17 protein-coding genes are annotated in these 24749 nt (G+C 67.6%); 6 read left to right on the top strand and 11 right to left on the bottom strand.

Features of this window, described 5'->3' with window-relative positions:
* Positions 1 to 2 precede the first annotated feature (2 nt).
* The gene (locus P7F68_RS13710) at positions 3 to 2900 is read right to left on the bottom strand and encodes an EAL domain-containing protein (RefSeq protein WP_277833932.1); all 2898 of its coding nucleotides are present in this window, start codon (positions 2898 to 2900) and stop codon (positions 3 to 5) included.
* Positions 2897 to 4549 (bottom strand): FecR family protein, encoded by a 1653-nt coding sequence (locus P7F68_RS13705; RefSeq protein ID WP_277833930.1) that lies wholly within the window; start codon positions 4547 to 4549, stop codon positions 2897 to 2899. Before P7F68_RS13705 ends, P7F68_RS13710 begins: the two co-directional genes overlap by 4 nt.
* A 188-nt stretch (positions 4550 to 4737) precedes the next feature.
* Between P7F68_RS13705 and P7F68_RS13700 the strand changes: the two genes are divergently transcribed.
* Positions 4738 to 5904: a THUMP domain-containing class I SAM-dependent RNA methyltransferase gene (locus tag P7F68_RS13700; protein WP_277833928.1), complete on the top strand. Its 1167-nt coding sequence runs from the start codon at positions 4738 to 4740 to the stop codon at positions 5902 to 5904.
* A gap of 32 nt (positions 5905 to 5936) precedes the next feature.
* On the opposite strand, the gene P7F68_RS13695 is transcribed toward P7F68_RS13700, so the two are convergent.
* The gene (locus P7F68_RS13695; RefSeq protein ID WP_277833926.1) at positions 5937 to 7070 is read right to left on the bottom strand and encodes a PilT/PilU family type 4a pilus ATPase; all 1134 of its coding nucleotides are present in this window, start codon (positions 7068 to 7070) and stop codon (positions 5937 to 5939) included.
* 122 nt (positions 7071 to 7192) lie between these two features.
* Entirely contained in the window at positions 7193 to 8233 is a 1041-nt protein-coding gene (locus P7F68_RS13690; RefSeq protein WP_002930383.1) for a type IV pilus twitching motility protein PilT, read from the bottom strand.
* A gap of 92 nt (positions 8234 to 8325) precedes the next feature.
* Here P7F68_RS13690 and P7F68_RS13685 point away from each other — a divergent pair, with 92 nt between their 5' ends.
* The 3 genes from P7F68_RS13685 to P7F68_RS13675 are packed head-to-tail and all read left to right on the top strand — an operon-like array spanning position 8326 to position 10500.
* Entirely contained in the window at positions 8326 to 9033 is a 708-nt protein-coding gene (locus tag P7F68_RS13685) for a YggS family pyridoxal phosphate-dependent enzyme (RefSeq protein WP_270069213.1), read from the top strand.
* 58 nt (positions 9034 to 9091) lie between these two features.
* Complete coding sequence (gene proC, locus P7F68_RS13680; protein ID WP_277833921.1) at positions 9092 to 9916, top strand: pyrroline-5-carboxylate reductase; 825 nt, start codon at positions 9092 to 9094, stop codon at positions 9914 to 9916.
* Between the two features lie 2 nt (positions 9917 to 9918).
* Positions 9919 to 10500 carry a YggT family protein gene (locus P7F68_RS13675; RefSeq protein WP_277833919.1) on the top strand — a complete coding sequence of 194 codons (582 nt, stop codon included), beginning with the start codon at positions 9919 to 9921 and terminating at the stop codon, positions 10498 to 10500.
* Positions 10501 to 10552: 52 nt separating this feature from the next.
* Here the strand turns inward: P7F68_RS13675 and P7F68_RS13670 are convergent, their stop codons facing one another.
* The 6 genes from P7F68_RS13670 to P7F68_RS13645 all read right to left on the bottom strand — a co-directional run bounded on the left by P7F68_RS13670 (position 10553) and on the right by P7F68_RS13645 (position 16186).
* Positions 10553 to 11833, bottom strand: a complete 1281-nt coding sequence (locus P7F68_RS13670; protein WP_270069215.1) for a dihydroorotase — start codon at positions 11831 to 11833, stop codon at positions 10553 to 10555.
* Positions 11834 to 11860: 27 nt separating this feature from the next.
* Positions 11861 to 12820, bottom strand: coding sequence for an aspartate carbamoyltransferase catalytic subunit (locus P7F68_RS13665; protein ID WP_002939992.1), 960 nt, complete (start codon positions 12818 to 12820; stop codon positions 11861 to 11863).
* A gap of 16 nt (positions 12821 to 12836) precedes the next feature.
* Complete coding sequence (gene pyrR / locus P7F68_RS13660) at positions 12837 to 13343, bottom strand: bifunctional pyr operon transcriptional regulator/uracil phosphoribosyltransferase PyrR (protein ID WP_002930396.1); 507 nt, start codon at positions 13341 to 13343, stop codon at positions 12837 to 12839.
* Positions 13330 to 13827, bottom strand: coding sequence for a Holliday junction resolvase RuvX (ruvX, locus tag P7F68_RS13655; protein WP_277833914.1), 498 nt, complete (start codon positions 13825 to 13827; stop codon positions 13330 to 13332). The genes pyrR and ruvX overlap by 14 nt, the downstream gene beginning before the upstream one ends.
* Complete coding sequence (locus P7F68_RS13650) at positions 13820 to 14386, bottom strand: YqgE/AlgH family protein (protein ID WP_002930399.1); 567 nt, start codon at positions 14384 to 14386, stop codon at positions 13820 to 13822. Before P7F68_RS13650 ends, ruvX begins: the two co-directional genes overlap by 8 nt.
* 135 nt (positions 14387 to 14521) lie before the next feature.
* The gene (locus tag P7F68_RS13645; RefSeq protein ID WP_277833911.1) at positions 14522 to 16186 is read right to left on the bottom strand and encodes a methyl-accepting chemotaxis protein; all 1665 of its coding nucleotides are present in this window, start codon (positions 16184 to 16186) and stop codon (positions 14522 to 14524) included.
* 182 nt (positions 16187 to 16368) lie between these two features.
* Here P7F68_RS13645 and P7F68_RS13640 point away from each other — a divergent pair, with 182 nt between their 5' ends.
* Together P7F68_RS13640 and P7F68_RS13635 are read left to right on the top strand one after the other, a co-directional pair.
* On the top strand, positions 16369 to 17814 hold the full coding sequence (locus P7F68_RS13640; protein ID WP_277833909.1) for a cryptochrome/photolyase family protein: 1446 nt from the start codon (positions 16369 to 16371) through the stop codon (positions 17812 to 17814).
* Between the two features lie 71 nt (positions 17815 to 17885).
* Positions 17886 to 19046 (top strand): MalY/PatB family protein, encoded by a 1161-nt coding sequence (locus P7F68_RS13635; RefSeq protein ID WP_277833905.1) that lies wholly within the window; start codon positions 17886 to 17888, stop codon positions 19044 to 19046.
* A gap of 15 nt (positions 19047 to 19061) precedes the next feature.
* On the opposite strand, the gene P7F68_RS13630 is transcribed toward P7F68_RS13635, so the two are convergent.
* Positions 19062 to 24737 carry a hybrid sensor histidine kinase/response regulator gene (locus tag P7F68_RS13630; protein ID WP_277833903.1) on the bottom strand — a complete coding sequence of 1892 codons (5676 nt, stop codon included), beginning with the start codon at positions 24735 to 24737 and terminating at the stop codon, positions 19062 to 19064.
* Positions 24738 to 24749 lie beyond the last annotated feature (12 nt).

Genomic DNA, 24749 nt, shown 5'->3' with positions numbered 1-24749 from the left:
TTTTATCCGTCGCCGTTCGTTCCCGGGGCTCCTGCGCGCGCGTGCTGCAAGCCTTCGATGGCCCGCTGTGCGTGCGGTGGGGGCATCTTCAACCAGTGGCGGATCTCGGCAGTGGGCAAGGGCTGTGCAAACAGGAAGCCCTGGGCCACGTTGCAGCCGTGGCGGGCGAGGAAGCGCAGTTGCAGTTCGGTCTCTACGCCTTCCGCCACCACGCGCATGCCCAGGCTGTGGGCGAGGGCAATGGTGCCGCGGACGATGGCTGCGTCATCATTGTCTTCGGCCAGGTCGATGACGAAGCTCTTGTCTATCTTGAGTTCGGAGATCGGGAAGCGCTTGAGCAGCGACAGGGACGAGTAGCCGGTACCGAAATCGTCGACGGCCACGCCGACGCCGAGCGCGTGGATGCGGTGCAGTAGTTCGGCGACACGTTCCGGATCGTGCATTGCAGTGGACTCCGTTACCTCGATCTTGAGCTGGCGCGGGTCCATGCCGCTGTCGCGGAGCGCGTGGCGGATGGTGTCGACCACGCTCATGTCGGTGCATTGGCGCACCGATACATTGACCGCGATCGGCACGGGCACCAGGCCGTCCGCACTCCAGCGCGCCGCCTGGTGCGTGGCGGCGTTGAGCACCCACTCGCCGATGTTCGTGATCAGGCCGCTTTCCTCGGCGGCGGCGATGAAGAGGTCCGGGCGCACCAGGCCGCTGCCTGGTCGGTGCCAGCGGATGAGCGACTCGAGCCCGGCCAGGCGCCCGCTGCGGATGTCGATCTGGGGCTGGTAGAAGAGCTCGAATTCGTCATTGCCCAGGCCCTTGCGCAGTGCTGCTTCCAGGTTCAGGCGGTCGCGCGACCAGGTGTTCATCTCGGGCGAGTAGAAGGTGTAGCGGCTGCCGCCCTCGAGCTTGCCGCGGTACATCGCCTTGTCGGCCATCGATAGCAGGGTCTCGGCGTCGCTGCTGTCGGCGGGGCCGACGCTGATGCCGATGCTGCACGACAGCACCAGCCCGGATTCGCCTTGGGTCTCGACTTCGCGCTCGAGCAGGTCGAGCAGCTTGCCGGCCACTGCCACCACTGCGCTGCGGTCGCGCAGGTGATCCATAAGGATGATGAACTCGTCACCGCCCCAGCGCGCGACCGTGTCACCGCTGCGTACCGAGGCTGTCAGGCGCTCGGCCACCACCTGAAGCACCTGGTCGCCGACGTAATGGCCCAGGCTGTCGTTGATGCGCTTGAAGCGGTCAAGGTCGACGAACAGCAGGGCGACCAGGCTACCTCGGCGCTGGGCGTTTGCCAGCGCCTGGTGCAGGCGGTCGAGGAGCAGGGCGCGGTTCGGTAGCCCCGTGAGCACGTCGTGGGTGGCTTCATGCTGCAGGCGCGCGGTGATGGCGAGGGTCTCGGTGACATCGTGGAACACGAGCACCGCACCCTCGCCCTCTCCGCCCACCGGTGTTGCGGTCAGGCGCAGCGCATGATGCTTGCCGCTGACGGCTTGCCAGGCGATCGGTTCGGGCAGGCGGATGGCCTGCCGATGCTTGAGACAGCCGAGGATGGTTTCGACCACTACCGCGCTCTGGTCGGTGAAGTCGCGGATGAGTTCGCCCACCGGGGTGCCGCGTGCGCTGTCCAGGGTCGCCCCCGTCAGGCGCTCGGCGACCGGGTTGAGCAGTACGACGCGGGCATCCTCGTCGATCGTCAGGACAGCGTCGGCGATCGAACGCAGGGTGGCGTCGGCGTCGTGGCGGGCCTGGGCCAGCGAACCCTGGGTGTGGCGCAGCACCGACAGGAACCACAGCGCAGCGCCCAGCAGCAGGCCCGCCATGGCGCTGGCTGGCGGTATCCATAGCTGGAATGTACCCAGGACCGCCCCCGACAGCAGGGGCGGCACCAGCAGCAGGCCGCCGAGCAGGAGCTTGCCTCGTGTCCCTGCTTGTGGCCGGAGCAGTGCTGCCAGGCTGATCACGGTCAGGCAGAGGGCGAGGGCGAGGCCGGCTGCTGCGCTGTTGTAGGTCAGCCCGCTGCGCAATGCCTCGAACGCACGGGCGTGGAACTCGACCGCCGGCATGTTGCCACCGTGGGCGGCGCTGGGGGTCGCCAGGCCGGCGTCGATGCCGCTTGCTGTGGCGCCGATGAATACCGTGCGGCCTTCGAGGCGGCGTACCTGCTCTGGGCGGCTCAGCAAGGTGTAATAGGACACGACCTCGGGCCGTCCGCGCGTGTCCGGAAACGGCAGCAGCAACTCACCCTGGCGGACCCAGAGCGGGCGCTGGACGACCTGCTGCAGGCCTGCCCGGGCGCGCGCATTGAGTCCTGAAGGCTCGCCGCTGCCAGGGTGCCTTAATGCTGCGACTGCGAGTGCATCCCAGCGTGGCTGACCACTGCCGGCAAGGCGGTAGGTGCGACGGGAAAGGCCGTCAATATCGATTTCGACGTCGACATGACCGAGCGCAGCGGCGCTTGCGCGCAGGGTGTCGACAGGCAGCAGCTCGAACATGCCCTCCGTGGTGGTGCCTGCATGGGGTGCGACGGCAAGGATCACGCGGCCCGACGCCTGCATGGCCTCTGCCAGCTCGGTGTCGCCAGGAGCGCTTTCGGGAAACAGGATGGCCATGGCGATCGACGAGACACCGACCGCGGTCAGGCGGTCGATGAGTTCCGCGTGTACCGCACGGTTCCAGGGCCAACGCCCCATGGCGGCGAGCGTCGCCTCGTCGATCGCGATCACGGTCGACTCGGTGGGCAGTGCGGGGGCCCGGAACCACGGCTCAAGGGTGTCGAACAGCAGCAGGTCTGCGCGCTGGATGACCCCCGGCGGAAAGAGTGCGAGCGCACAGGCAAACAGTGCCGAGACCAGCCAGCCGGATCGGCGCCCGAGTGCGGTGGGGCGCCAGCGCAGGGTCATAGCGCGAGCAGCAGCGGCAGCAGGATCAGCAGTGCGCGCCAATGGTTATGCGGCACTTCGAGTTGCTGTGGCGTGCCCCAGGGGCCCATGGGCGCCGCGGCTTCCTGACTGCGGATGCGGACGTGCCATGTGCCGCCCGGCGGGCGGGGCATGACCAGTTCTGCACGCTCGGTTTCGAGCGTGTACTCGGGCGCGCTGAAGCTGGCGTCGCTGCTCACCTGCACTTCGTAGCGCTCGGCACCATCGCTGGCGCGCCAGCGCAACTGCAGGTGCTCGCCGTCGATCTCGGGGGCCTCGGGGGTGGGACCGGGCTGCGGCCGGCGGAAGCGCTGTGGGTCGGAGAAGGGGCCGCGGCCTTCGCTCGCGGTGGTGACGGCGACGCGCCAGAAGTAGTCGCCCGCCTCCAGCGCGTGGGCGAGCACGAAGTGCGGCTCGACAAGGTCCTCACGCTGGAGCAGGTGCTCGAAGCCTGGGTCGCCGGCAAGCTCGAAATGGTACTGCAGGGCGTCGGCTATGCCCCCCCAGGTGAAGCCGATACGCTCCTCGGTGGCAAAGCCGTCGGGGGCCGGCTGGCTGGGGAAAGGGGGCTCGGGGCGAGCGTCGATGATGATGCTGCGTTCGGCATCGATGCCTTCGAGGCCGCGCGCATCGATCGCCCGCACCCGCATCATGTATTCGCCGTCGGGCAGGTGGGCCTCGCCCCGAACAGCGGGCGCGGCGCTGACACGGTCCGAGGCGACGACGGTGAAGGCCGCACTGGGCGCGATCTGCGTACGGTAACCGGTCGCGCCCGGCACGTCGGCGATGTCGATGCTGAAGGGGACGCGCTCGATGCGCTCGGGGAGGGCATCGAGCGCGGGTGCGGACAGCAGGCGTTGGGCCGGCGCGGGCGCGGTACTGGGTGTCGCCTGGGTGCCGGTCCCCGCGCGCAGGCGGGTTTCACCGCGCTGGTTACGCAGCGCAATCTCGCCTTCGAGTGTCTCCGCGAGCATGGCGGTGCCGTCCGTGCGTACGCGGAAGTCGGTGCCGCGCACGGCGGCGACTGCAGCCGGGGTTTCGATGGTGTAGCGGCCGCCGGCCTTGCGTGCCGGGGTGACCACGCTCTCGATCTGCCCGCGCTTGAGCTCGATGCCGACCTGTTGGGCGCCGGACGCGTTCAGGCGCTGGACCTGGCCAACGCGCAGCTCGGCATTGTTGCCGACCCGGCTGCGGCTGCCGTCTGCGAACTCGATGGTGAGGCTGCCGTCGTCGCCGCTGTGGATGGTCGCACCGGCGGTGAGCTCCATGCCTGCGACCACGGGCTCGACAGTGCTGCCGCGGCGGTGCTCGACGCTGCCATGCACGTCGATCACGCGTGCGGTGTCCTGTCTGGCACGCATCCAGCCTACGGGGATGCGCAGCAGGGTGCCGGGCTGGATCGCCGTCGGCTCCAGGATGCGGTTGTAGTCCTGGATGCGCGGCCAGTAATCGATGCTCTTCAGGTAGCGCTCGGTGATGTTCCACGGGTTGTCGCCGGGGCGCACGACGTAGATGAAGTCCTGGGCGAGTGCGCCTTGCGCGCATGCGGCGGCAACCAGGCCGAGCAGTGTCGCGGCAAATGGGCCGCGTCCGTGGGCCGGCGGGAGGGCGTTGTCTCGGTTGGCCTGCATCGTGTCTTCCTCGTTGCACCCCAGGCTGCGGAGTATTTCTGGTTATCTGAATGATTGCGTGGAAATAATACCTTGGCCAGGTTGTGCAAGGCGTCTCTTGCATCATGTAAGGGGCATGAATCCTGCGCGGACGGCGCGTCTGAGGCGGCGAGCGCTACAATGCGCCGTCTCATGTGATCGGAGGCCTCATGGCCGAGCATTTTTTTTCCCCATGCCCGCGCGGGCTCGAGACCGCGCTGGCGGCCGAACTCGAGGGCCTGGGTGCGCGTCAGGTGCAGGCCGTGCCCGGAGGCGTGGGCTGGCAGGGCGACTGGACGGCCTGCCAGCGTGCGAACCTCGAAAGTCGGATCGCAACCCGAGTGCTGTGGCGGGTGGGGCAGGGGCGTTATCGCGCCGAGGTGGACATCTACAAGCTTGCCTACAGCGTGACCTGGGCGAAGTGGTTCACCGCCGATGACACCATCCGCATCCACGTCACCGCGCAGAAGTCGCCGCTCAAGAGCCTGGAGTTCATCACGTTGCGGGTCAAGGATGCCGTGTGCGACCACTTCCGCACCGTGAGCGGGCGGCGGCCGAGTGTCGATACAGCCAATCCGGCGGTCCGCATCCACGTTTTTCTCACTGCCGATACGGTCACGCTGTACGTCGACACCTCGGGCGAGGCGCTTTACAAGCGCGGCTACAAGCCAGCGGCAGTCGAGGCGCCGCTCAAGGAGAACCTGGCTGCCGGCATTCTGCGCTTGAGCGGCTGGCAGCCGGGCGAGGCGCTGGTCGACCCGATGTGTGGCAGTGGCACTTTCCTCATCGAGGCCGCCTTGATGGCGCTGGACGTGGCGCCGGGGCTGGGGCGCAAGTTCGCCTTCGAGCGCTTCCGCCACCACGACCGCAGTGCCTGGACAGCGGTGCGTGCTGCGGCAGAACGGCGCCGGCAGGCGCCGCGGGTGCTGCCCGTGTTCGGCTCGGACATCGTTGGCGAATGGGTTCGCCGCAGCCGTCTCAACCTGGAGGCTGCCGGGCTCGCCGACTGTGTGCGTCTCGACCGTGCCGATGTGCTCGAGCGTACGCCGCCAGCAGCCGAGGGCGTGATGGTGGCCAATCCGCCCTATGGCGTGCGGATCGGCGAGGCCGAGGAGCTCGCCGCGTTCTATCCGCGGCTTGGTGACGCGCTCAAGCGCAACTGGGGTGGCTGGCGATGCTATCTGTTTACCGCCGATATCCAGTTGCCCAAGCTCATTGGTCTCAAGGCCAGCCGGCGTACGCCCTTGTTCAATGGCGCGCTGGAGTGCCGGCTGTACGAGTACCGCATGGTGGCAGGCAGCAACCGCAGCCGCGACGCAGCGCCGGCTTCGAGCTGAGCCGGGCGCCCTGCCTCCGGGCGGAGGCAGGCTTACAGCATGCCTAGGTTCTTCAGGCTGTCGCTGGTGTCGCGTTCGCCGTGGCGGCTGTTGAGCTTGATCTGCAGGCGCAGGTCATTGACGGAGTCGGCGTTGCGCAGCGCGTCCTCGTAGCTGATGAGCTCGTTCTCATAGAGCTGGAACAGCGACTGGTCGAAGGTCTGCATGCCGAGCTCGGTCGAGCGCTTCATGATCTCCTTGATTGCCGGGATGTCGCCCTTGAAGATGAGGTCGGAGATCAGCGGCGAGTTGAGCAGTACCTCGACCGCCGGCACCCGGCCCTTGCGGTCCTTCACGGGCAGCAGGCGCTGCGACACCATTGCGCGCAGGTTCAGAGACAGGTCCATCAGCAGCTGCTGGCGGCGGTCTTCCGGGAAGAAGTTGATGATACGGTCGATGGCCTGGTTTGCGCTGTTTGCGTGCAGGGTGGCCAGGCACAGGTGGCCGGTCTCGGCGAACGCGATGGCGTAGTCCATGGTCTCGCGGTCGCGGATCTCGCCCATCAGGATCACGTCCGGCGCCTGGCGCAGGGTGTTCTTGAGTGCGCTCTCCCAGGACTCGGTGTCGAGGCCGACCTCGCGTTGGGTGACGATGCAGTTCTTGTGTGCATGCACGAACTCGATCGGGTCCTCGACGGTGATGATGTGGCCGTAGGTGTTCTCGTTGCGGTAGTCCACCATCGAGGCGAGCGAGGTGGTCTTGCCGGTGCCGGTGCCGCCGACGAAGATCACCAGGCCGCGCTTGGTCAGCGCGATATCGCTGAGCACCGGGGGCAGGCCCAGCTCTTCGAACTTGGGGATGCGCTGCGGGATGGTGCGCAGCACCAGGCCGACCTTGCCTTGCTGCACGAAGGCGTTGACCCGGAAGCGCCCGATGCCGGCTGGCGAGATGCCGAAGTTGCACTCCTTGTGCGACTCGAACTCGGCGGCCTGGCGGTCGTTCATGATCGCGCGCGCAAGCTCGGCGGTATGTGCGGGCTGCAGCATCTGGTTCGATTGCGGCATGATGCGGCCGTCGATCTTGATCGCTGGCGGGAAGCCGGTGGTGATGAACAGGTCGGAGCCGTTCTTCTGCAGCATCAGCCGCAGCAGATCGTGCATGAACCTGAGTGCCTGGTCGCGTTCCATGTTTCAGACTCCTGGCGCACCTTGTGTGCGGCGTGCTGCAATGAACTTGGGACCCGCGCAATTCGCCGCGGGCGCTGAGGCTCGAATCCGGCCCCAATGTGCTCCGATGCGCCTTGCTCGGCCTAGACGAAGTTGTCCTTGTTCTGTGCCCGGATACGGGCTTCGGCCGACGAGACCACATTGCGGCGCACCAGGTCGGCCAGGCACTGGTCGAGGGTCTGCATGCCGACGTTCTGACCGGTCTGGATCGACGAGTACATCTGTGCGATCTTGTTTTCGCGGATCAGGTTGCGGATAGCCGGGCTGCCGATCATGATCTCGTGCGCCGCCACCCGGCCCTGGCCGTCCTTGGTCTTGAGCAGGGTCTGCGAGATCACCGCGCGCAGTGACTCCGACAGCATCGAGCGCACCATGTCCTTTTCCGCCGCCGGGAACACGTCGACGATACGGTCGATGGTCTTGGCTGCGGACGAGGTGTGCAGGGTGCCGAACACGAGGTGGCCGGTTTCGGCTGCGGTCAGTGCCAGGCGGATGGTTTCGAGGTCGCGCATTTCGCCCACGAGGATGACGTCGGGGTCCTCGCGCAGCGCCGCGCGCAGGGCATTGTTGAAGGACATCGTGTCGCGGTGCACCTCGCGCTGGTTGATCAGGCAGCGCTTGGATTCATGCACGAACTCGATAGGGTCTTCGACGGTCAGGATGTGGCCATACTGGTTCTCGTTGACGTAGTCGATCATCGCCGCCAGCGTCGTCGACTTGCCGGAGCCCGTCGGCCCGGTCACCAGCACGATGCCGCGCGGCTGGCTGGAGATGTCCTTGAAGATCTTCGGACAGTTGAGCTCTTCGAGCGTCAGCACCTTCGACGGAATGGTACGGAACACCGCGCCTGCACCGCGGTTCTGGTTGAAGGCATTGACCCGGAAGCGCGCCAGGTTGGGTATGGCGAAGGAGAAGTCGCATTCCCAGGACTCCTCGTACTGCTTGCGCTGCGCGTCGTTCATGATGTCATACACCATGGCGTGCACTTCCTTGTGCTCGAGCGGAGGCAGGTTGATGCGGCGCACGTCGCCATGGACGCGGATCATGGGCGGCAAGCCGGCCGACAGGTGAAGGTCGGAGGCCTTGTTCTTGACTGCGAAGGCGAGGAGTTCAGTGATGTCCATGGTATGGCCGGCAGCCGGGGGCCGGAAAGGGTGGGCAACAGCGCAATGCTATACTTTTTGCGCCCTGTGCTAGAGGAATTAGGCCACGCAATATGACGACAATCGCTGCCCGACTGCAAGCGGTCAATGACCGCATCGCCGCTGCCGCGCACGCCGCGGGCCGTGCCCCCGATTCGGTCGCCCTGCTCGCGGTGAGCAAGACCTGGCCGGCAGCAGCCGTGCGCGAGGCCGCTGCGGCCGGTCAGCGTGCGTTCGGCGAGAACTACGTGCAGGAGGGTGTCGACAAGGTCGAGGCCCTGCGCGAACTCGGGCTCGAGTGGCATTTCATCGGGCCCTTGCAGAGCAACAAGACCCGGCTCGTGGCCAATGCGTTCGACTGGGTGCATAGCATCGATCGGCTGAAGATCGCCGAACGTCTGTCCGCACAGCGCGACGTGCATCTCCCCCCGCTCAATGTCTGCATTCAGGTCAATGTCAGTGGCGAGGAAAGCAAGAGCGGCGTCGCGCCCATCGATGCGGCCAGCCTGGCGGCAGCAGTGGCGGCGCTGCCGGGCCTGCGCTTGCGCGGCCTGATGTGCATCCCGGAGCCGAGTGCCGATCCGGCGCTTCTGCACGCCCGCTTTGCGCTGCTGCGCCGGCTGAAGGACGAGCTTGCCGTGAGCGGCCTCACGCTCGACACCTTGTCGATGGGCATGTCCCATGATCTCGAAGCCGCTGTAGCCGAGGGGGCCACCGTCGTGCGCGTCGGCACGGCGATCTTCGGCGAGCGCCAGGCAGGCGCTTTTGCTCAACCCGGCTGATGCGGCGCCTGGGCGGCATCGGCTCAAGTAAATCGGTTCAACCCAAACGGATCAAATCATGAAGATCACTTTTCTCGGCGGCGGCAACATGGCGAGCGCCCTCATTGGCGGCATGATCGAGCGCGGCTTCGCGGCGACCGATATTGCCGTCGTCGAGCTTGGCGAGCAGGCGCGCGCTGCGCTTGCGGCGCGCTTTGGCGTCGGCGTGCATGCGTCCCTCGATGCCGCGGCGCTGGCCTGCGATGTATTGGTGCTGGCGGTCAAGCCGCAGCAGATGAAGGCGGCGCTGGCGCCGATTGCGGGTCGCCTGCAGGGGCAACTGGTGATCAGCATCGCCGCCGGGCTGCGCCTGGCCGATCTCGGGCGCTGGCTGGGTACGCCGGAGCAGCCCCATGCGCGCGTAGTGCGCTGCATGCCCAATACACCGGCCCTGATCGGCTGCGGCGTCACCGGCCTGTATGCTGACCCCTCGGTGGATGAGGCTGGGCGCGCGGCTGCCGAGCGCATCCTGGCTGCGGTCGGCAGTACGGTATGGGCGACCGAAGAGGGGCAGATTGACGCGGTGACGGCAATCTCGGGAAGCGGGCCGGCCTATGTGTTCCACTTCATCGAGGCGCTCGAGTCCGCCGGGTGCGCCCTCGGCTTCGACCAGACCAGTGCGCGCCGGTTGGCGATCGATACCGTGCTCGGTGCGGCCAGGCTGGCGGCGAGCGCGGAAGACTCACCCGCCGTGCTGCGCCAGAAGGTCACCTCGAAGGGTGGCACCACCGAAGCGGCCCTGGCCAGTCTGGCGGCGTCGGGCTGGCACGATGCGCTGGTGGCGGCGGTACGCGCGGCCGAGGCCCGTGGTCGCGCCCTGGGCGACGAACTGGGCAAGGACTGAACATGCTCGCGAACATCCTGCTGCTGGTGCTCAACACCGTCTGCGGCTTCATCACTCTGATGCTGCTCGCGCGCTTCTACATGCAGTGGCAGCGCATCTCCTTCCGCAACCAGATCGGCCAGTTCGTCGTGACCACCACCGACTGGGTGGTACGTCCGCTGCGCCGCTTCATCCCCGGCGTGCTCGGCCTCGACCTCGCGAGCCTGCTGCCAGCGTGGCTCGTTCAGGTGCTGCTGGTGGCCTTCGAGCTCAGCCTGCGCGGCGCGGTGTTCAGCGGCAATGCCGGCGCAGTGGCCTTGGGCTTGCTCGGCGTGGGCCTGATCGAGACCGTGCGCATGATGATCTATCTGCTGTTCGCGGTCGTGCTCGGTTCGGCCGTGCTGTCCTGGGTCAGCCCGCACGCACCGCTTGCGCCGCTGCTGCGTGCCCTTGCCGATCCCTTTCTGCGCCCGTTCCGCCGCGTGGTGCCGAGCATCGCCAATGTTGACCTGTCGCCGCTCGTGCTGTTGCTGGTGCTGCAGATCGTGCTGATGGTGCTGGCCGGGCTGCGCGGCGGCTTTGCGCCGCTGCTGTTCGGGGCCTGAGCCCGGGCTTGCCTGAAGTGGAGCCGGCCCTGCAGGGCCGGCTCTCACAGCCTTAGTCGACCGCGTACATCACCTGGCCCTCGACCAGGGTGTAGCGCACCTTGCCCGGCAGCTCCATGCCGAGGAAGGGCGTGTTCTTGCCCTGGCTGCGCAGGTTGTCACGGGTAACGGTGACGTGGGTGTCGGGGTCGAACACGCAGATGTCCGCACGTGCACCCACCGCCAGGTGGCCGGCCTTGGTGATGCCGACGATCCTGGCCGCATCCGAGGTGATGCGGGCGAGGCCATCAAGCAGCGACAGGCCGGCGCGCTCGGCCCATTTCAGCGTGAGCGGCAGCAGCAGCTCCAGGCCGGTGGCACCGGGCTCGGATTCCGAGAAGGGGGCTTGCTTGCCGTCGTCGTCCACCGGGGTGTGGTCTGAGCACAGCGCGTTGACGCGGCCTTCGGCCAGCCCTCGACACAGCGCCTCGCGATCGCGCTGGCTGCGCAGCGGCGGGATGAGGTGGCAGTTGGAGTCGAAGTAGCCGATATCCATGTCGCACAGGTGCACATGGTTGATCGACACGTCGCAGGTGACGTCCATGCCCTCGGCACGTGCCTGCTCGATGAGCGCCAGGCCGGCAGCGGACGACAGGCGGGTGATGTGCAGGCGTGCGCCGGTGATCTTGGCAAGCTCCAGATAGGTGAACAGCGCCACCGTCTCGGCGGCGACCGGGATCCCTGCCAGGCCCATGCGCGTGGCGACTTCACCGTCATGGGCGTTGCCGCCGCGCGACAGGAAAGGTGCGAGCGGTTGCAGCCAGACACGGAAGTCGAAGGTGGCGGCGTACTGCAATGCACGCATCAGTACGGCGTTGTCGACGATCGGCACGTTGGCCTGCGAGAAGGCAACGCAGCCGGCTTCGACCAGTTCGGCCATCTCCGACAGGCGCTCGCCCTTGAGACCGATGGTGAGCGCGCCCACAGGGTAGATGTGGGCGCGGTTGAGCTTCTTGGCGCGGTAGGTGAGCATCTCGACCAGCCCGGGCTCGTCGAGCGCGGGGTCGGTGTCGGGCGGGATCGCCAGGCTGGTGACGCCGCCGGCCATCGCCGCCTCCATCTCGGATTCGAGCGTGGCGCGGTACTCGAAGCCGGGTTCGCGCAGGCGTGCGGCGAGGTCGATGAAGCCGGGGGCGACGACCAGGCCGCTGGCGTCGATCGTGCGCTCGGCGACGAAGCCGTCCGGCGCCTGGCCGAGGGCGACGATCTTGCCGCCAGATACATACACGTTCTGCACCGCGTCGCTGCGGTTGGCCGGATCGATGACGCGGCCGTTGGAAATCAGGATGTTCATGCTCTATTGCCTATCGGTAGTGGGCGCTCAGTGGCTGCCCAGCATGCTCATGACCGCCATGCGTACGGCGATGCCGAAGGTGACCTGGGGCAGGATGACCGCCTGCGCGCCGTCGGCCACTGCCGAGTCGATCTCGACGCCGCGGTTCATCGGCCCGGGGTGCATCACGATGGCGTCGGGCTTGGCCAGCGCCAGCTTTTCGGCGGTGAGGCCCCAGATCTTGTAGTACTCCTGCGGGGTGGGCAGCAGCGCGCCGTTCATGCGCTCGTTCTGCAGGCGCAGCATCATCACTACGTCCACACCCTTCAGCCCCTCGCGCATGTCGTGGAACACGCGTACGCCCAGCTTCTCGACCTCGGTCGGCAGCAGGGTCCTGGGACCGATCACGCGCACCTCGGGCACGCCCAGCGTGGTCAGCGCGGCGATCTGGCTGCGCGCCACGCGCGAGTGCAGCACGTCGCCGACGATCGCCACCGTCAGGTTGGTGAAGTCCTGCTTGAAGTGGCGGATCGTGTACATGTCCAGCAGGCCCTGCGTCGGGTGCGCATGGCGGCCGTCGCCGGCATTGACCACGTGGATGTGGTCGCGCCCGGTGTTCTGCAGGTGCTGGGCGATGAGCATCGGTGCACCGCTGGCGGCGTGGCGCACGACGAACATGTCGGCCTGCATCGCACACAGGTTGTCGACGGTGTCGAGCAGGCTCTCGCCCTTGGCGGCCGAACTGGTGTTGATGTTGAGGTTCACCACGTCGGCCGACAGGCGCTTGGCGGCGATCTCGAAGGTGGTGCGGGTGCGCGTCGAGTTCTCGAAGAACAGGTTGAACACGCTCTTGCCGCGCAGCAGCGGCAGCTTCTTGACCTCGCGTTCGGCGACTTCGGTGAAGGGCGCGGCGGTGTCGAGGATGGCGGTGAGGATGTTGCGCGGCAGACCGTCGAGGGTCAGCAGGTGTTGCAGTTCGCCGTGCTTGTTGAGTTGGGGGTTGCGCATCGGGCGTGCCTCGGTATCAGCGGTTGGCCTGGGTGAGCTGGAGGGAGAATACGCCGTCCTCGTCGCGCCGCAGGTCCAGGTTCTGCTCGCGCGCCAGCGGCGTGGGCAGGGTGTGGGCGCAGTAGCGCGCGGCGACCGGCAGCTCGCGGCTGCCACGGTCGACCAGGACCGCGAGCTCGACCATGGCCGGACGGCCGAAGTCGAAAAGTTCGTTGACGGCCGCGCGCGTGGTGCGGCCGGTGAACAACACGTCATCGACCAGGATGACGTGGGCGCCGTCGACATTGAACGGGATGTCCGTCTTCTGCGGCTTGGCGTGCAGGCCCTTGCTCGCGTAGTCGTCACGGTAGAAGGAGACGTCGATGGCGCCCAGGGGCTGGGCGATGCCGAGCTCGCGGTGCAGGCGCTCGGCCAGCCAGAGGCCGCCGGTGTAGATGCCGACGAGGGCGGTTGCGGGGCTGACCTGCGGGCGGATCTGTTCGGCGAGCGTTTGATACAGGGCTTCGGCGTCAAGGTCTTTCATGGCGGCGTGTGTCCAGGAAGGTTTGCAGGATGATCTGGGCCGCGGCGGCGTCGAGCACGGCCTTGCGTTCGCGCCAGTGCCTGAGGCCGGCGTCGGCAAGTTCGACCTCGGCAGCGATCGAGCTCAGGCGTTCGTCCGCGGTGAGGACGGGCAGGCCGAAGCGGCCGTGGAGCTGGTTGGCAAAGCGTTGGCAGCGCGCGGTCAGCGCATGTGCGCTGCCGTCGAGGTGAGCTGGAATGCCAACCACCAGCGCGACCGGCCGCCATTCGGCGATGAGTCGGGCGATGGCCTTGAAGCGGGCGTCGTTCGATTCGTCGTGCAGCGTGGTAAGGGCGCTGGCCTGCCCGGTCTCGAGTTCGCCGGTGGCGACGCCGATGCGGGCGAGACCGAAGTCGAAGCCGAGCAGCGTGCCGCGGGCAGGCAGCGCCGCACCCGCGGGCGTGGTTTCGTGACCTGTCGTCGCGGCGCGAGCCGCATCAGGCATGCCCGGCGACCTCGCTGAGGTTGGCGAAATCGACGCCCAGCTTCTGCATGGCCGCGACCAGGCGTTCTTCGGGCGGCAGATCGAACACGATCGCCATGTCGGCAGGCACGGTCAGCCAGGCGTTGTCCATCAGTTCCTGCTCGAGCTGGCCCGCAGCCCAGCCGGCATAGCCAAGCGTGACCAGCACGTCGCGCGGCTCGCCATGGGCGCCGATCGCCTGCAGAACGTCGCGGCTGCTGGTCAGGCCAATCTCGTCGTTGACCTTGAGCGTCGAGTGCCATTCGCCGAGCGGGCGGTGGAGCACGAAGCCGCGGTCGGTCTGGACCGGCCCGCCGAAATACACCGGCTGCGCATCGAAGCCGGGCGCATCGAGCGGCAGGTCGATGCGCTCGAACAAGGTGTGCAGCGTCATGTCGATCGGCCGGTTCACGATGATGCCGAGCGCACCCTGCTCGTTGTGTTCGGCGATGTAGGTGAGTGTGCGCGTGAAGTGCGGATCGGCCATGTTGGGCATGGCGATCAGGAAGTGATGCGTGAAGTTGGCCGTGGGTGTATCCATGCGCCGATTTTACGCCGATCACCCCGGTTCATGGCGCGGGGTCTGTGTCAATTTTGGTGCGGAGATCGTTGGCCCGCTCCAGGCCCCCGAGCGCAGGCGCTTTGCGCCTGGACTCGGGGCGGCAGGGCGTCCGTGCTACATCCTGAACCGGCGCAGCATGCTGTCGATGTTCTTGGCCATCTCGTGCAGCGTGTGTGCGGCGACGGAGGTTTGCTCGACCACGCTGGCATTGTGCTCGGCCATCTCGGCGATGCGCTCGACGTTGCGGGCGATGTCATTGGCGGCTGCGCCCTGTTCGCGCAAGGCCGTCGAGATCTCGCCGACCACGCTGTCGACTGCCTGGGCGCTGGCGTCGATGCGGCCGATGGCCTCGCCTGCCTGATTGGCGACGGCGACCCCTTCGGTTGCGGTGGTGGCGCTGTGCTCCATGACGCCGGACACCTCACCGACGCTGTTCTGGATCGCGCCCACCAACTGACCGATCTCGGTGGTGGAGAGCGCGGTGCGTTCGGCCAGCTTGCGTACTTCGTCCGCCACCACAGCGAACCCGCGGCCTTGCTCGCCGGCCCGTGCAGCCTCGATTGCGGCGTTGAGGGCGAGCAGGTTGGTCTGGTCGGCGACGTCGCGAATCACCCCGACCACACGCGAGATCTCGCTGGTGCGATCGCGCAGCTCGCTCACCCGGAGCGTAGCGGAATGCGTGCTCTCGGCGATCGATCGCATGCCGGTCACCGCCTGGTTGATCACGGCGCTGCCCTGCTTGCTCTGGTCGCCCGCCTCCTGCGCCAGGCGCGCAGCTTCGCGCGCCGAGTCGGCGACGTGGTTGATGCTGACCGTCACCTCCTCGACCGAGGCCGCCATCGATGCCGCGGCTTCGCTCTGATGCCCCGAGGCTTTGGCCACACTGTCCGCCGAGGTGGTCAGCTGCAAGGCCGAGCTCGAGAGCTGCTCCGCCGAGTGCTGCAGGGCGCCGATGATCTGGCGCAGGTTGCGTTGCATGGCTTCAAGGGCAGCGCCGAGTCGGCTGAGTTCGTCATTGCCGCCGCTGAGCGCGATTGGGCGGTCAAGGCGCCCTTCGGCGATCGTCTCCGCCGTCGCGAGTGCTTCGCCAAGCGGACGCGTGATCGAGCGCAGGATCGCGAAGCCCACCATGAGCCCCAGCAGTACGGCGGCGATGACCAGGCCTGAGAGCAGCCACTGCTGGCCGCGGTAGGCGCGCTCGGCATCCGCCGTCAGCGCCTCGCCCTTCTTGAGTTGAACCGCGGCGAGTTGATCGAGCAAGGTGAAGCGCGACATCATCATTGCCTGCCCTTCGACGATGAAGCGACGCTGGACCGCCATCGAGAAGTCGTCCTGGTTCAGGGCCGAAGTCGTATCGCGAACCAGGGGCAGAATTTCCTTGAGCGCTTCGTCGAACTGCGCCACCAGGGCGCGCTCTTCGGCATCGAGCGATCGTCCCGCCTGATAGCCCTGCCAGCTCTGGGTCAAGGTGGCCACATGCTTGGTGACCCGTTCCAGGTGCAGCGACGTCGGGTGATTGTGCAGTGCCACCAGTGCGTGCCCGGGCTGATGCTGAAGCGCACGCAGCAGCTCGAGGTTGATCCCCTGAACTGCACCCCGGACCTCGCCCAGGTGCTGCATCGGCGTCAGCTGTTCGGTATGCATGCGCTGCAGGCTGGATACGGTCGATGCCATGCCATAGAGGCCGAGCGTGCCAATGCCGAGCATGAATGCCAGCATAAGCACCTGCAGGATACCCAGGCGTAACCCTACTCTCAGTGAGGAAAAGAGGCCGTTCATTCAGAACTCCGATTCTTCGGGATGTTGTTGTTGGACACTGCCAGGGGATGCTGACCAGAATATCGGCAGGGCGTGGTCATGTCTTGAGCCGCCGCGGTCCGATCACTTGGTCCGTGTCTGGTGAGCCGAGGGAATGTGTGCAGGATGCGCCATAATGTGCTCAAACTTGTCCTGGACAAAACATGCCATCCGCCCTTGTCTGGTTTCGCCGTGACCTGCGCAGCTTCGACCATGCCGCCTTGTATCATGCCTTGCGCTTTGCCGATCGTGTGCATTGCGTTTTCGTGTTCGATAGCGCGATTCTCGATGCGCTGCCCTCGAAAGCCGACCGCAGGGTCGAGTTCATCCAGCGCAGCCTGATCGAACTCGATGCCGGGCTCGATGCCCTGTCCCGCGCAGCGGGAGGTGGGGGGGCAGGGCTGATCGTCCGCCATGGCCGTGCCGATGAACTGATCCCGGCGCTCGCGCTCGAGTTGGGTGTGGACAAGGTATTCGCCAACCGCGATTACGAACCGGCGGCGATCCTGCGCGACAGCCGTGTGGCTCAGCGCCTGGCTGAAGCCGGTATCGGCTTCGAGGACTTCAAGGACCAGGTCGTGTTCGAGCGCGACGAGGTGCTGACCCAGGCTGGCCGTCCGTTCAGCGTATTCACGCCTTACAAGAATGCCTGGCTGAGGATGGTGGACGAAGCCTGCCTCGCGTCGTGGCCCGTCGAGCCCCTTGCAGGCCGCCTGGCGCCACGGCAGGCTGGCGACGGCGTACCGGCGCTCGGCGCGATCGGTTTCGAGGCGACCAACCTGACCGCGATGAGGATGCCGGTGGGCATGAGTGGCGGCAGGCAGCTGTTAGACGACTTTCTCGCTCGCATCGAGCGTTACAAGCGCGCCCGCGACTTCCCCGCGGTGAAAGGGGTGAGCTATCTGTCGACCCACCTGCGCTTTGGCACGGTGTCGGTGCGCCAGCTTTGCGCGGCGGCGCGCAGCCGCGGTGGCGAGGGGGCGGAATGCTGGCTCGGCGAGCTGATCTGGCGCGACTTCTACCACATGATCCTTTGGCACAACCCGCATGTGCTCGAGCGCGCCTTCCGACCGGAGTACGCGGCGATCGTCTGGGACGACGACGCTGAGCTGTTCGAGGCCTGGTGCGAGGCGCGCACAGGCTATCCGATCGTGGATGCGGCCATGCGCCAGCTCAACCAGACCGGCTACATGCACAACCGGCTGCGCATGATCGTGGCGTCTTTCCTGACCAAGGACCTGGGTATCGACTGGCGGCGCGGCGAGCGCTACTTCGCCGACCACCTCAACGACTACGATCTTGCGGCCAACAATGGTGGCTGGCAGTGGGCGGCCTCTACCGGCTGCGATGCCCAACCCTGGTTCCGCATCTTCAACCCGGTAACTCAGTCGCAGAAGTTCGACCCGGAGGGGCGTTTCATTCGCCGCTACCTGCCCGAGCTTGCGCGCGTGCCGGACAAATTCATCCATGCACCGTGGACAATGGGCGGCATCGATCAGAGCGCATGCCGGACCCGGATCGGCGCGGACTATCCGGCGCCGATCGTGGATCACGCGGCCGCACGCGAGCGCACGCTGCTGCGCTTCGGGGTGCTCAAGGATGGTGGATGAGTCGGCACGGCGGCGTGCCGGCTCGGGCCGCAATGCGGGACAATGCGTGTCCTGTCCCCGGATCCTGCACCATGACCGCCGAGCCTTTCGATTTCGACCGCATCATCGACCGCCGCAGCCTGCCGAGCGAGAAGTGGGGGCGCTATGCAGGGCGCGACGTGCTGCCGCTGTGGGTCGCTGACATGGATTTCGCGGCGCCGCCTGCGGTGCTCGAGGCGCTGCAGCAGCGCGTTGGCCATGGCGTGTTCGGCTATACGGAGGCCTGGCCCTCGCTCGTCGACGCGGTGATCGACGGTTTGCGGCGCGACCACGATTGGTCGATCGAAGCCGACTGGCTGGTGTGGCTGCCGGGCGTGGTCACGGGCTTCAACCTCGCCTGCGCCATCGCCGGCGAGGCCGGCGATGGCGTGCTGACAGCCGCGCCCGTGTATCCGCCTTTCCTGAGTGCGCCGGCGAACGTCGGCCGGGTGCTGCAGCGCTGCGATCTGGTGCTGCAAGACGGGCGCTGGCAGTGGGACTGGGACGCGCTTGCCGCAGCCAGTTCGTCGCGAAGCCGCCTGCTGCTGCTGTGCAGCCCGCACAACCCGGTCGGCCGCGTGTTCGACGAGGCCGAACTGCGTCGTATTGCAGCGTTTGCGGCCGAGCGTGACCTGCTGATCTGCTCGGACGAGATCCACTGCGGCCTGGTGCTTGACGAGGCGCATCCGCATCGCCCGATCGCCGCGCTCGACGAGGCGACGGCGCGGCGCACGATCACCCTGATGGCACCCTCCAAGACCTGGAACATTCCCGCGCTTTACTGCGCTTTCGCGGTGATCCCCGATGACGCGGTGCGTCGACGCTACCGGCAGGCCATGCGCGGCATCGTGCCGCATGCGAACGTACTCGGCATGGTGGCGGCCGAGGCGGCGTATCGCGATGGCGACGACTGGCGGCAGGCGCTGCTTGCCTATCTGCGCGGCAATCGTGCGCGCGTGGTGGAGGCGGTGGGCAGGATGCCCGGGCTTGAGATGGTCGTACCCGAAGCGACCTACCTGGCCTGGATCGACTGTCGGCAGATGATGGCCGAGCGCGCGCAGACCGACCCGACGGCCTTCTTCGAGGCCGCCGGCGTCGGCTTGTCGGATGGTGCAGCCTTTGGCGCTCCCGGCTTCGTTCGTCTCAACTTCGGTTGTCCGCGTGCGACGCTCGACGAAGCCCTCGCGCGCATGGCGCGTGCGCTCGGTGCCTGAGCCGCAGCGCCTGTCTCAGCCGGCCACTCGTCCGCAGTAGCCCGCAACCAGGGCAAGGAGTTCCTCTTCCTGATAGGGCTTGCCGAGGTAGTGGTTGGCACCGATCTCCTGAGCGTAGCGGCGATGCTTCTCGGCCAGGCGCGAGGTGATCATGATCACCGGCAGGTGCTGCAGGCGTTCGTCGGCACGGATGTTGCGCAGCAGGTCGAAACCGTCCATGCGCGGCATCTCGATGTCCGACAGGACGACGTCCGGGCGTGTGTCGATCAGCTGTTCAAGCGCATCGACGCCGTCCTTTGCGGTCAGTACGCGGTAGCCCTCGCGTTCAAGCAGCCGGCCGGTGATCTTGCGCACCGTCAGCGAATCGTCCACCACCATCACCGTCGGCAGGCGAAGCGGCGGCGGCGGGGGTTCGATCGTGCCCGGTGCGTCGCCATCCTCATCCGTCAGGCCGCGGCTGGCCAGGGCAACCGGGTTCAGGATGAGCACGACCTCGCCATTGCCGAGCACCGAGGCGCCCGACATGCCGATGATCCGGGTCAGCTGAGGGCCGGCGTTCTTGACGATGATTTCCTGATTGCCACGCAGGCCGTCGACATGTAGCGCGAGCGTCTGCGCCCCCGCGCGCAGCAGCAGCACCCAGGTATAGCGTTGCGCTTCGGGGCGGGCATCGTGGTCGCCGAGCAGCCGCGGCAGATAGCGGTAGGCGAAGTGCTCGCCCTGCCAGTTCAGGCCGCGTTCGTCCTGCACCTTGCGCAATGCGTCGGGCTTGAGTTCCATGGCCTGGACGACCATGTTCGATGGAATGGCCCAGGTCCGCGCACTTGCCCGTACCAGCAGCGCCTGGGTGACGGCGAGGGTGAGGGGAAGGTGGATGTGGAAGCGCGTGCCTTCGCCGCGGCGACTGCTGACGTCCACCCGGCCCCCGGCTGCTGCGGTCTGCGCCTTGACCACGTCCATGCCGACGCCGCGTCCGGAGACTGCCGACAGCTCGCTTGCCGTGCTGAATCCGGAGACGAAGATCAGGTTGGTGAGCCGCTTGTCGTCGGGGTGTTCGCCGGGGCCGATCAATCCACGTTCGCGCGCACGTTGGGCGATGCGCTCGAAGTCGAGGCCGGCACCGTCGTCGGCGATCTCGATCGCGACCTCGTTGCCCTCCTGAGTCACCTTGAGGTCGATGCGACCGGTCTCCGCCTTGCCGGCGGCGCGGCGTGCGGCCGGGGTTTCGATGCCGTGGGCGACGGCATTGCGCAGCAGATGCTCGAGCGGGGCTGCGACCTGTTCGAGCACGCTGCGGTCGAGCTCGATGCGTCCGCCGCGCAGGTCGAGCGTGGCACGTTTGCCGAGCTCGCGCGCACTTTGCCGAACGACCTGGTAGAGCCGACTTGCCAGGCTGTCGAAGGGCAGCATGCGCACCTGCATGAGACCTTGCTGCAGATCGCGTGACAGGCGCGCCTGGCCGTTGAGCGCGATGTCGGCGCCATCCAGGTTGTGGAGCAGGTTCTGCTGGACCGTGGTGACGTCGTTGACGCTCTCGGCCATCATCCGCGTCAGTTCCTGCAGACGGGTGTAGCGGTCGAGCTCGAGCGGGTCGAACTCGCCGTGTTGCGATTCCGCCTGGGCGATGCGTGACTGCATCTGCACCTCGGCCTGGATCTCGACCTCGCGCAACTGGTTGCGCAGGCGGATGACGTTTTCGGTCAGGTCCAGCAGCGAGCGGCGCAGGGTGCGCAGTTCGCCGTCGATTCGGCTGCGCGCGACGCCGATTTCGCCCGCCTGGTTGACGAAGCGGTCGATCAGCTCGGCACGCACGCGCAGTGTTGGGGTGGCGATGGTTTCGCCCTCACCGCCCTCTGCCACTGCGCTGATGGGCTGTGCGTCTGCGTCCGTAGAGACACCGGCCGCCGCCTCGGGCACGGGCGCGGACTCGGTTGCCGCAGCCGCAGGCGCTCCCGGAAGGGCGAGTTTGTCGATGAGCTGCTCGCACGTATCGAGGCCGAGGGCGAGCTCGTCGGCGAGGCTGGCAGCCGCCTCGCGCGCCGCGACCCCATCCTCGAGACGCGACTCCAGTGCGTGCAGGCGGGCGCCGAGCTTCATCGCACCGGTCATGCGTGCGCTGCCCTTCAGCGAGTGCAGCACGCGTGCGACCGCACGTGGATGTTCCTCGGACGCGGGCTCGTTGCGCCAACTGCGTAGCGTCGCATGCAGCTCGGTCAGCAGTTCGGCGGCTTCTTCCAGGAAGATCGGCAGGAGCTGCGTGTCGACGTCGTCGTGCTGCGCGGCCTCGTCTTCGGGCGCTGCCGTGCGCCCGGCGGCCGGGCTGACCGGCGCAGCGCCGCCTGCGCCCGCGCTCGGCTGCACATCGTGGCCAACGTCCTCGTGTTCCACTTGTGCGATCGGTTCGACGCCTGCGCCCGCCTGATTGTCTGTTGGCGAAGCGATGACGTCTTCGTGCTCGGCAGGTGGCGCAGGCGGCTGTGCCGGGAAGCCCGCATCGAGTGCGCAGATAAGCGCTTGCTGCGGCTCGGGCGCCTGCAGTGCGCAGACGTCGTCGAGCATCTGCCGCAGTGCGGCGAGGCTGGCGTCGAGTACTTCGAGCTCGCTTGCATCCGGGCTGCGCCCACCATCGCGCAGGCGCCCGAGCGCGTGCTCGAGTGCGCGCCCCAGCTGGTGGGGCGCCGTCAGCCTCGCAGTGCCCGAGATGCCTGCGTACGTATGGGCGGCGCGTTGTGCGGCCAGCGTCGGGCCGCCGCTACCTTCGAGACGCAGGCGCTCGAACTCGATCTCGAGAGCGTCCAGGTGCTGTGCCGCCTCCATGCAGTAGAGCTCGTGCAAGGCTCGCGAGATCGACTGTCCGTCGAGTTCGATCGACTCGGCAGCGGCGGACGTCTCGGCACCGGCGGACGTCTCGGCGCTGGGCTGTGCTGCCGAGGGGGCTTCGGCCGCGGCGGCTGCGGGCGTGCCGAGATCCTCGACGGCCTCTTCCGCGTCGAGCTGATCGGCTTCGGCGGTGGAGGGCATGATGCCGATGTCACCGATATCGCCATCGAGCAGATAGTCGGCAGCTTCGATGGTGACCCCGGTTTCCGCCGCCGGCGCCGGTTCCACCGCTACGGTTTCGTCGCCCAGGGCCGGTAGCGGCAGGATCTCACCCTCGTCGCCGAGCTCGAGGGTGGGGAAGTCGAGCGCGGTGACGCCTGCATCGGCTTCGATGCGGGTGTCCGTCGCTGCCTCTGGCGACCATTCCGGCGCCGACTCCGGGGCAAGGGGCGGAGCGAGGGGGGGCTCTTCCGCAGCGCGCAGGCGCTCGGCTTCTGCGGTCAGCGCTTGCGCATCGGGAATGCTGCCGCTGCCCGCCTGCAGGCTGGACACCCAGCTGTCGAACAGTTGCTGTCCGTCATCGACGAAATGCAGCAAGGCAGGTGTGACCGGCCAGTCCAGCTGCAACCAGCGGTTGAGCGTTTGCTCCACCGCCCACGCTACCTCGCCGAGCGCGCTCAGGCCGACCATGCGGCCGCTGCCCTTCAAGGTGTGGAAGCCACGACGAATGGTGATGAGATGCTCGCCCGCGGACGGCTCCGTGCGCAGCAGTTCAAGGTGCTCGCGCACCGTGGCGAGGACCTCGACGGCCTCCTCGATGAAGATCGCGAGCAGTTCCGCATCGATCTGGCTGGCGCTGCTCGCCACCTGCACAGCTGGCGTGGCGGTCGGGATCTCGAGCGGGGCCAGTAACGGTGGAGCGATGTCGAATTCGAGTGCCGCGGCGTCTTCGAGGTCTTCGATGAGCGTGATCTCGTCATCATCGCGCTCCTGCGGCGGCAGCGCCTCGGGCTCGCTGCGTTCATCCGTGGCCTGTGTCGGGGCCGTCGGCGCAGGGGCCGCCGTTGGGCCAGGCGTGGCGATTGCCGTGTCCACTGCGGATGCGCGGGCTTCGGAGGCCGGGGCGGGTTCCGCCTCCGCTTCGGTGCACACGCCGGCGGGGGCGAGCTCGGCGGCCGCGTAGCCCGCGGCCTGGACCGACGCCGGCTGCGCCTGGGCCGCACCCGGGTTGAGCAAGTCGTCGAGGCGGACGCTGCCGCGAGGCAGCGCCTCGATGTAGAAGCCCAGGGCCGAGAGCGTGTGGGCAAGGGCTTCGAACTCGCCCGGGCTGTCGCTGCTCTCGGCGTGGGCAAGACCGGCGATACGGGTCGAGGCGTCGCGCACCAGGCGCAGTGCGTCGGTTTCGCCGAGCATGCTCAGCGCGCCGATGATCTGCTGCAGCGGTTTGTGCAGGTGCTGCAGCGGCTCGCGCTTGGCCTGGTTGCGGAAGAAATCGTCCAGCGCCTGTTCGACCAGGGCGAGGCTGGCGAGCATTTCCCTGGCGACCTGGGCGAGTGCCGCCTTCTCCTGCGACTGGGCTGCGCTGCCGAGGTCGAGGGCGCCTCCATCCTCGGGCAGCGTCTCGCCGCGCTGCAGGCTCGCGAGGCGGGCGAGAGCGGTATTCACCCGCCGGGCAAGGTCGGCATCGGGAGGGCGGCGCTCGAAAGCCGTTTCGAGCATCAACAGATCGGTTGCGAGTTCGAGCGCACCTGCGTCGGTGAACTGGAGCGGGTCGCGGCGCAGCCAGCGCGCAAAGCCAAGCATGCCATCGAGCAGCCGCAGGGCGACCGGACGTTCGAGCGGGCGTGCAGCGAGACTGAGCGCCTCGAGCGCGTCGTCGAACTGGGCCAGCGCAACGGCGGTGCCTGAGCAGAATGCGTCCCAGTGCTCGCGGGCCTGGGCAAGCTGTCGGTTGAGGCGCTCGAGCAGGGGGGCGATCGGCGTCTCGCTGACTGCTGCTCCGGGCTCCGGGATCAGTCCATCGAGCTGCCAGCACGCTTTCACCTCGGCTTGCTGCGGGGTATGCGTGGGGCTTGTGGCAATGCGGTACAACAGCTCGCGCACAAGCCGGTCGGGTGCCGAAGGTGTCCCGGCAAGCAGGCGCCGGAACTGCGCGTCGACCTGTGCGCACAGGCGCTTGAGCGCCGGGTCTGGCGTGCTGTCGTCGTGGATCAGGGTGTCGAAGAAGCCCAGGCTCACCCACCACAGGGTGTGTGTAGGGGTCGCGCGCTGCAGCGCTTCGACTTCGGCCATGGCTTCGCGCATGGCGCGCGCGCCGTCGCTCGCCGGCCCCTTGCGCAGCCAGTCGAGCAGGCCGCGCTCGAAGCGGCTGCGCGCTGCGCGCAGGCTGGTGGCAAGGTCTTCCGTGGGCGTCCGTGCCGGCGTGCGCAGTGATGGGCGGCGCGACAGGTCGGGATGGAACAGGTCGACCGGTCCTGCATCGCTGAGGCCGCGGGCAGCACCGAGGGCAAGGTAATGCGGCGCCAGGCGCAGCGCCTGGTCGGGCGCGCCGTGGGCGATTTCCTCGAGGTAGTTGCCGATCACGGCCAGTGCGCGTCGGGCGAGCGCCCGATGCGCCGGGTCGGCCGGCTGTTCGCCGCGGATCATGTCGCCCAGCAGTTGCTCGAGGGTGTCCGCGAACTGAGTGAGGCCGTCCAGGCCCACGATCGACAGCGCGCCGCGGACCTGATGGAGGTGAGTCTGCGCGAACTGCAGTGCGGATGTGCCTGATCCGGCGTCCTGCAGGCCTTCGTCGGCCCGGGCAAGCGCGGCGTCGATCTCGCCCTTGACCCAGGTCAGCGGTCCGAGGTCCGGCGCGGTGGCGTTTGTCATGGTGGGGTTCCG

Source organism: Thauera mechernichensis, from assembly GCF_029588855.1.
In the GTDB taxonomy this organism is placed as follows: Bacteria; Pseudomonadota; Gammaproteobacteria; order Burkholderiales; family Rhodocyclaceae; genus Thauera; species Thauera mechernichensis.
Note: the sequence above shows the minus strand (reverse complement) of the source record. Positions and strands in the feature narration are given on the sequence as shown.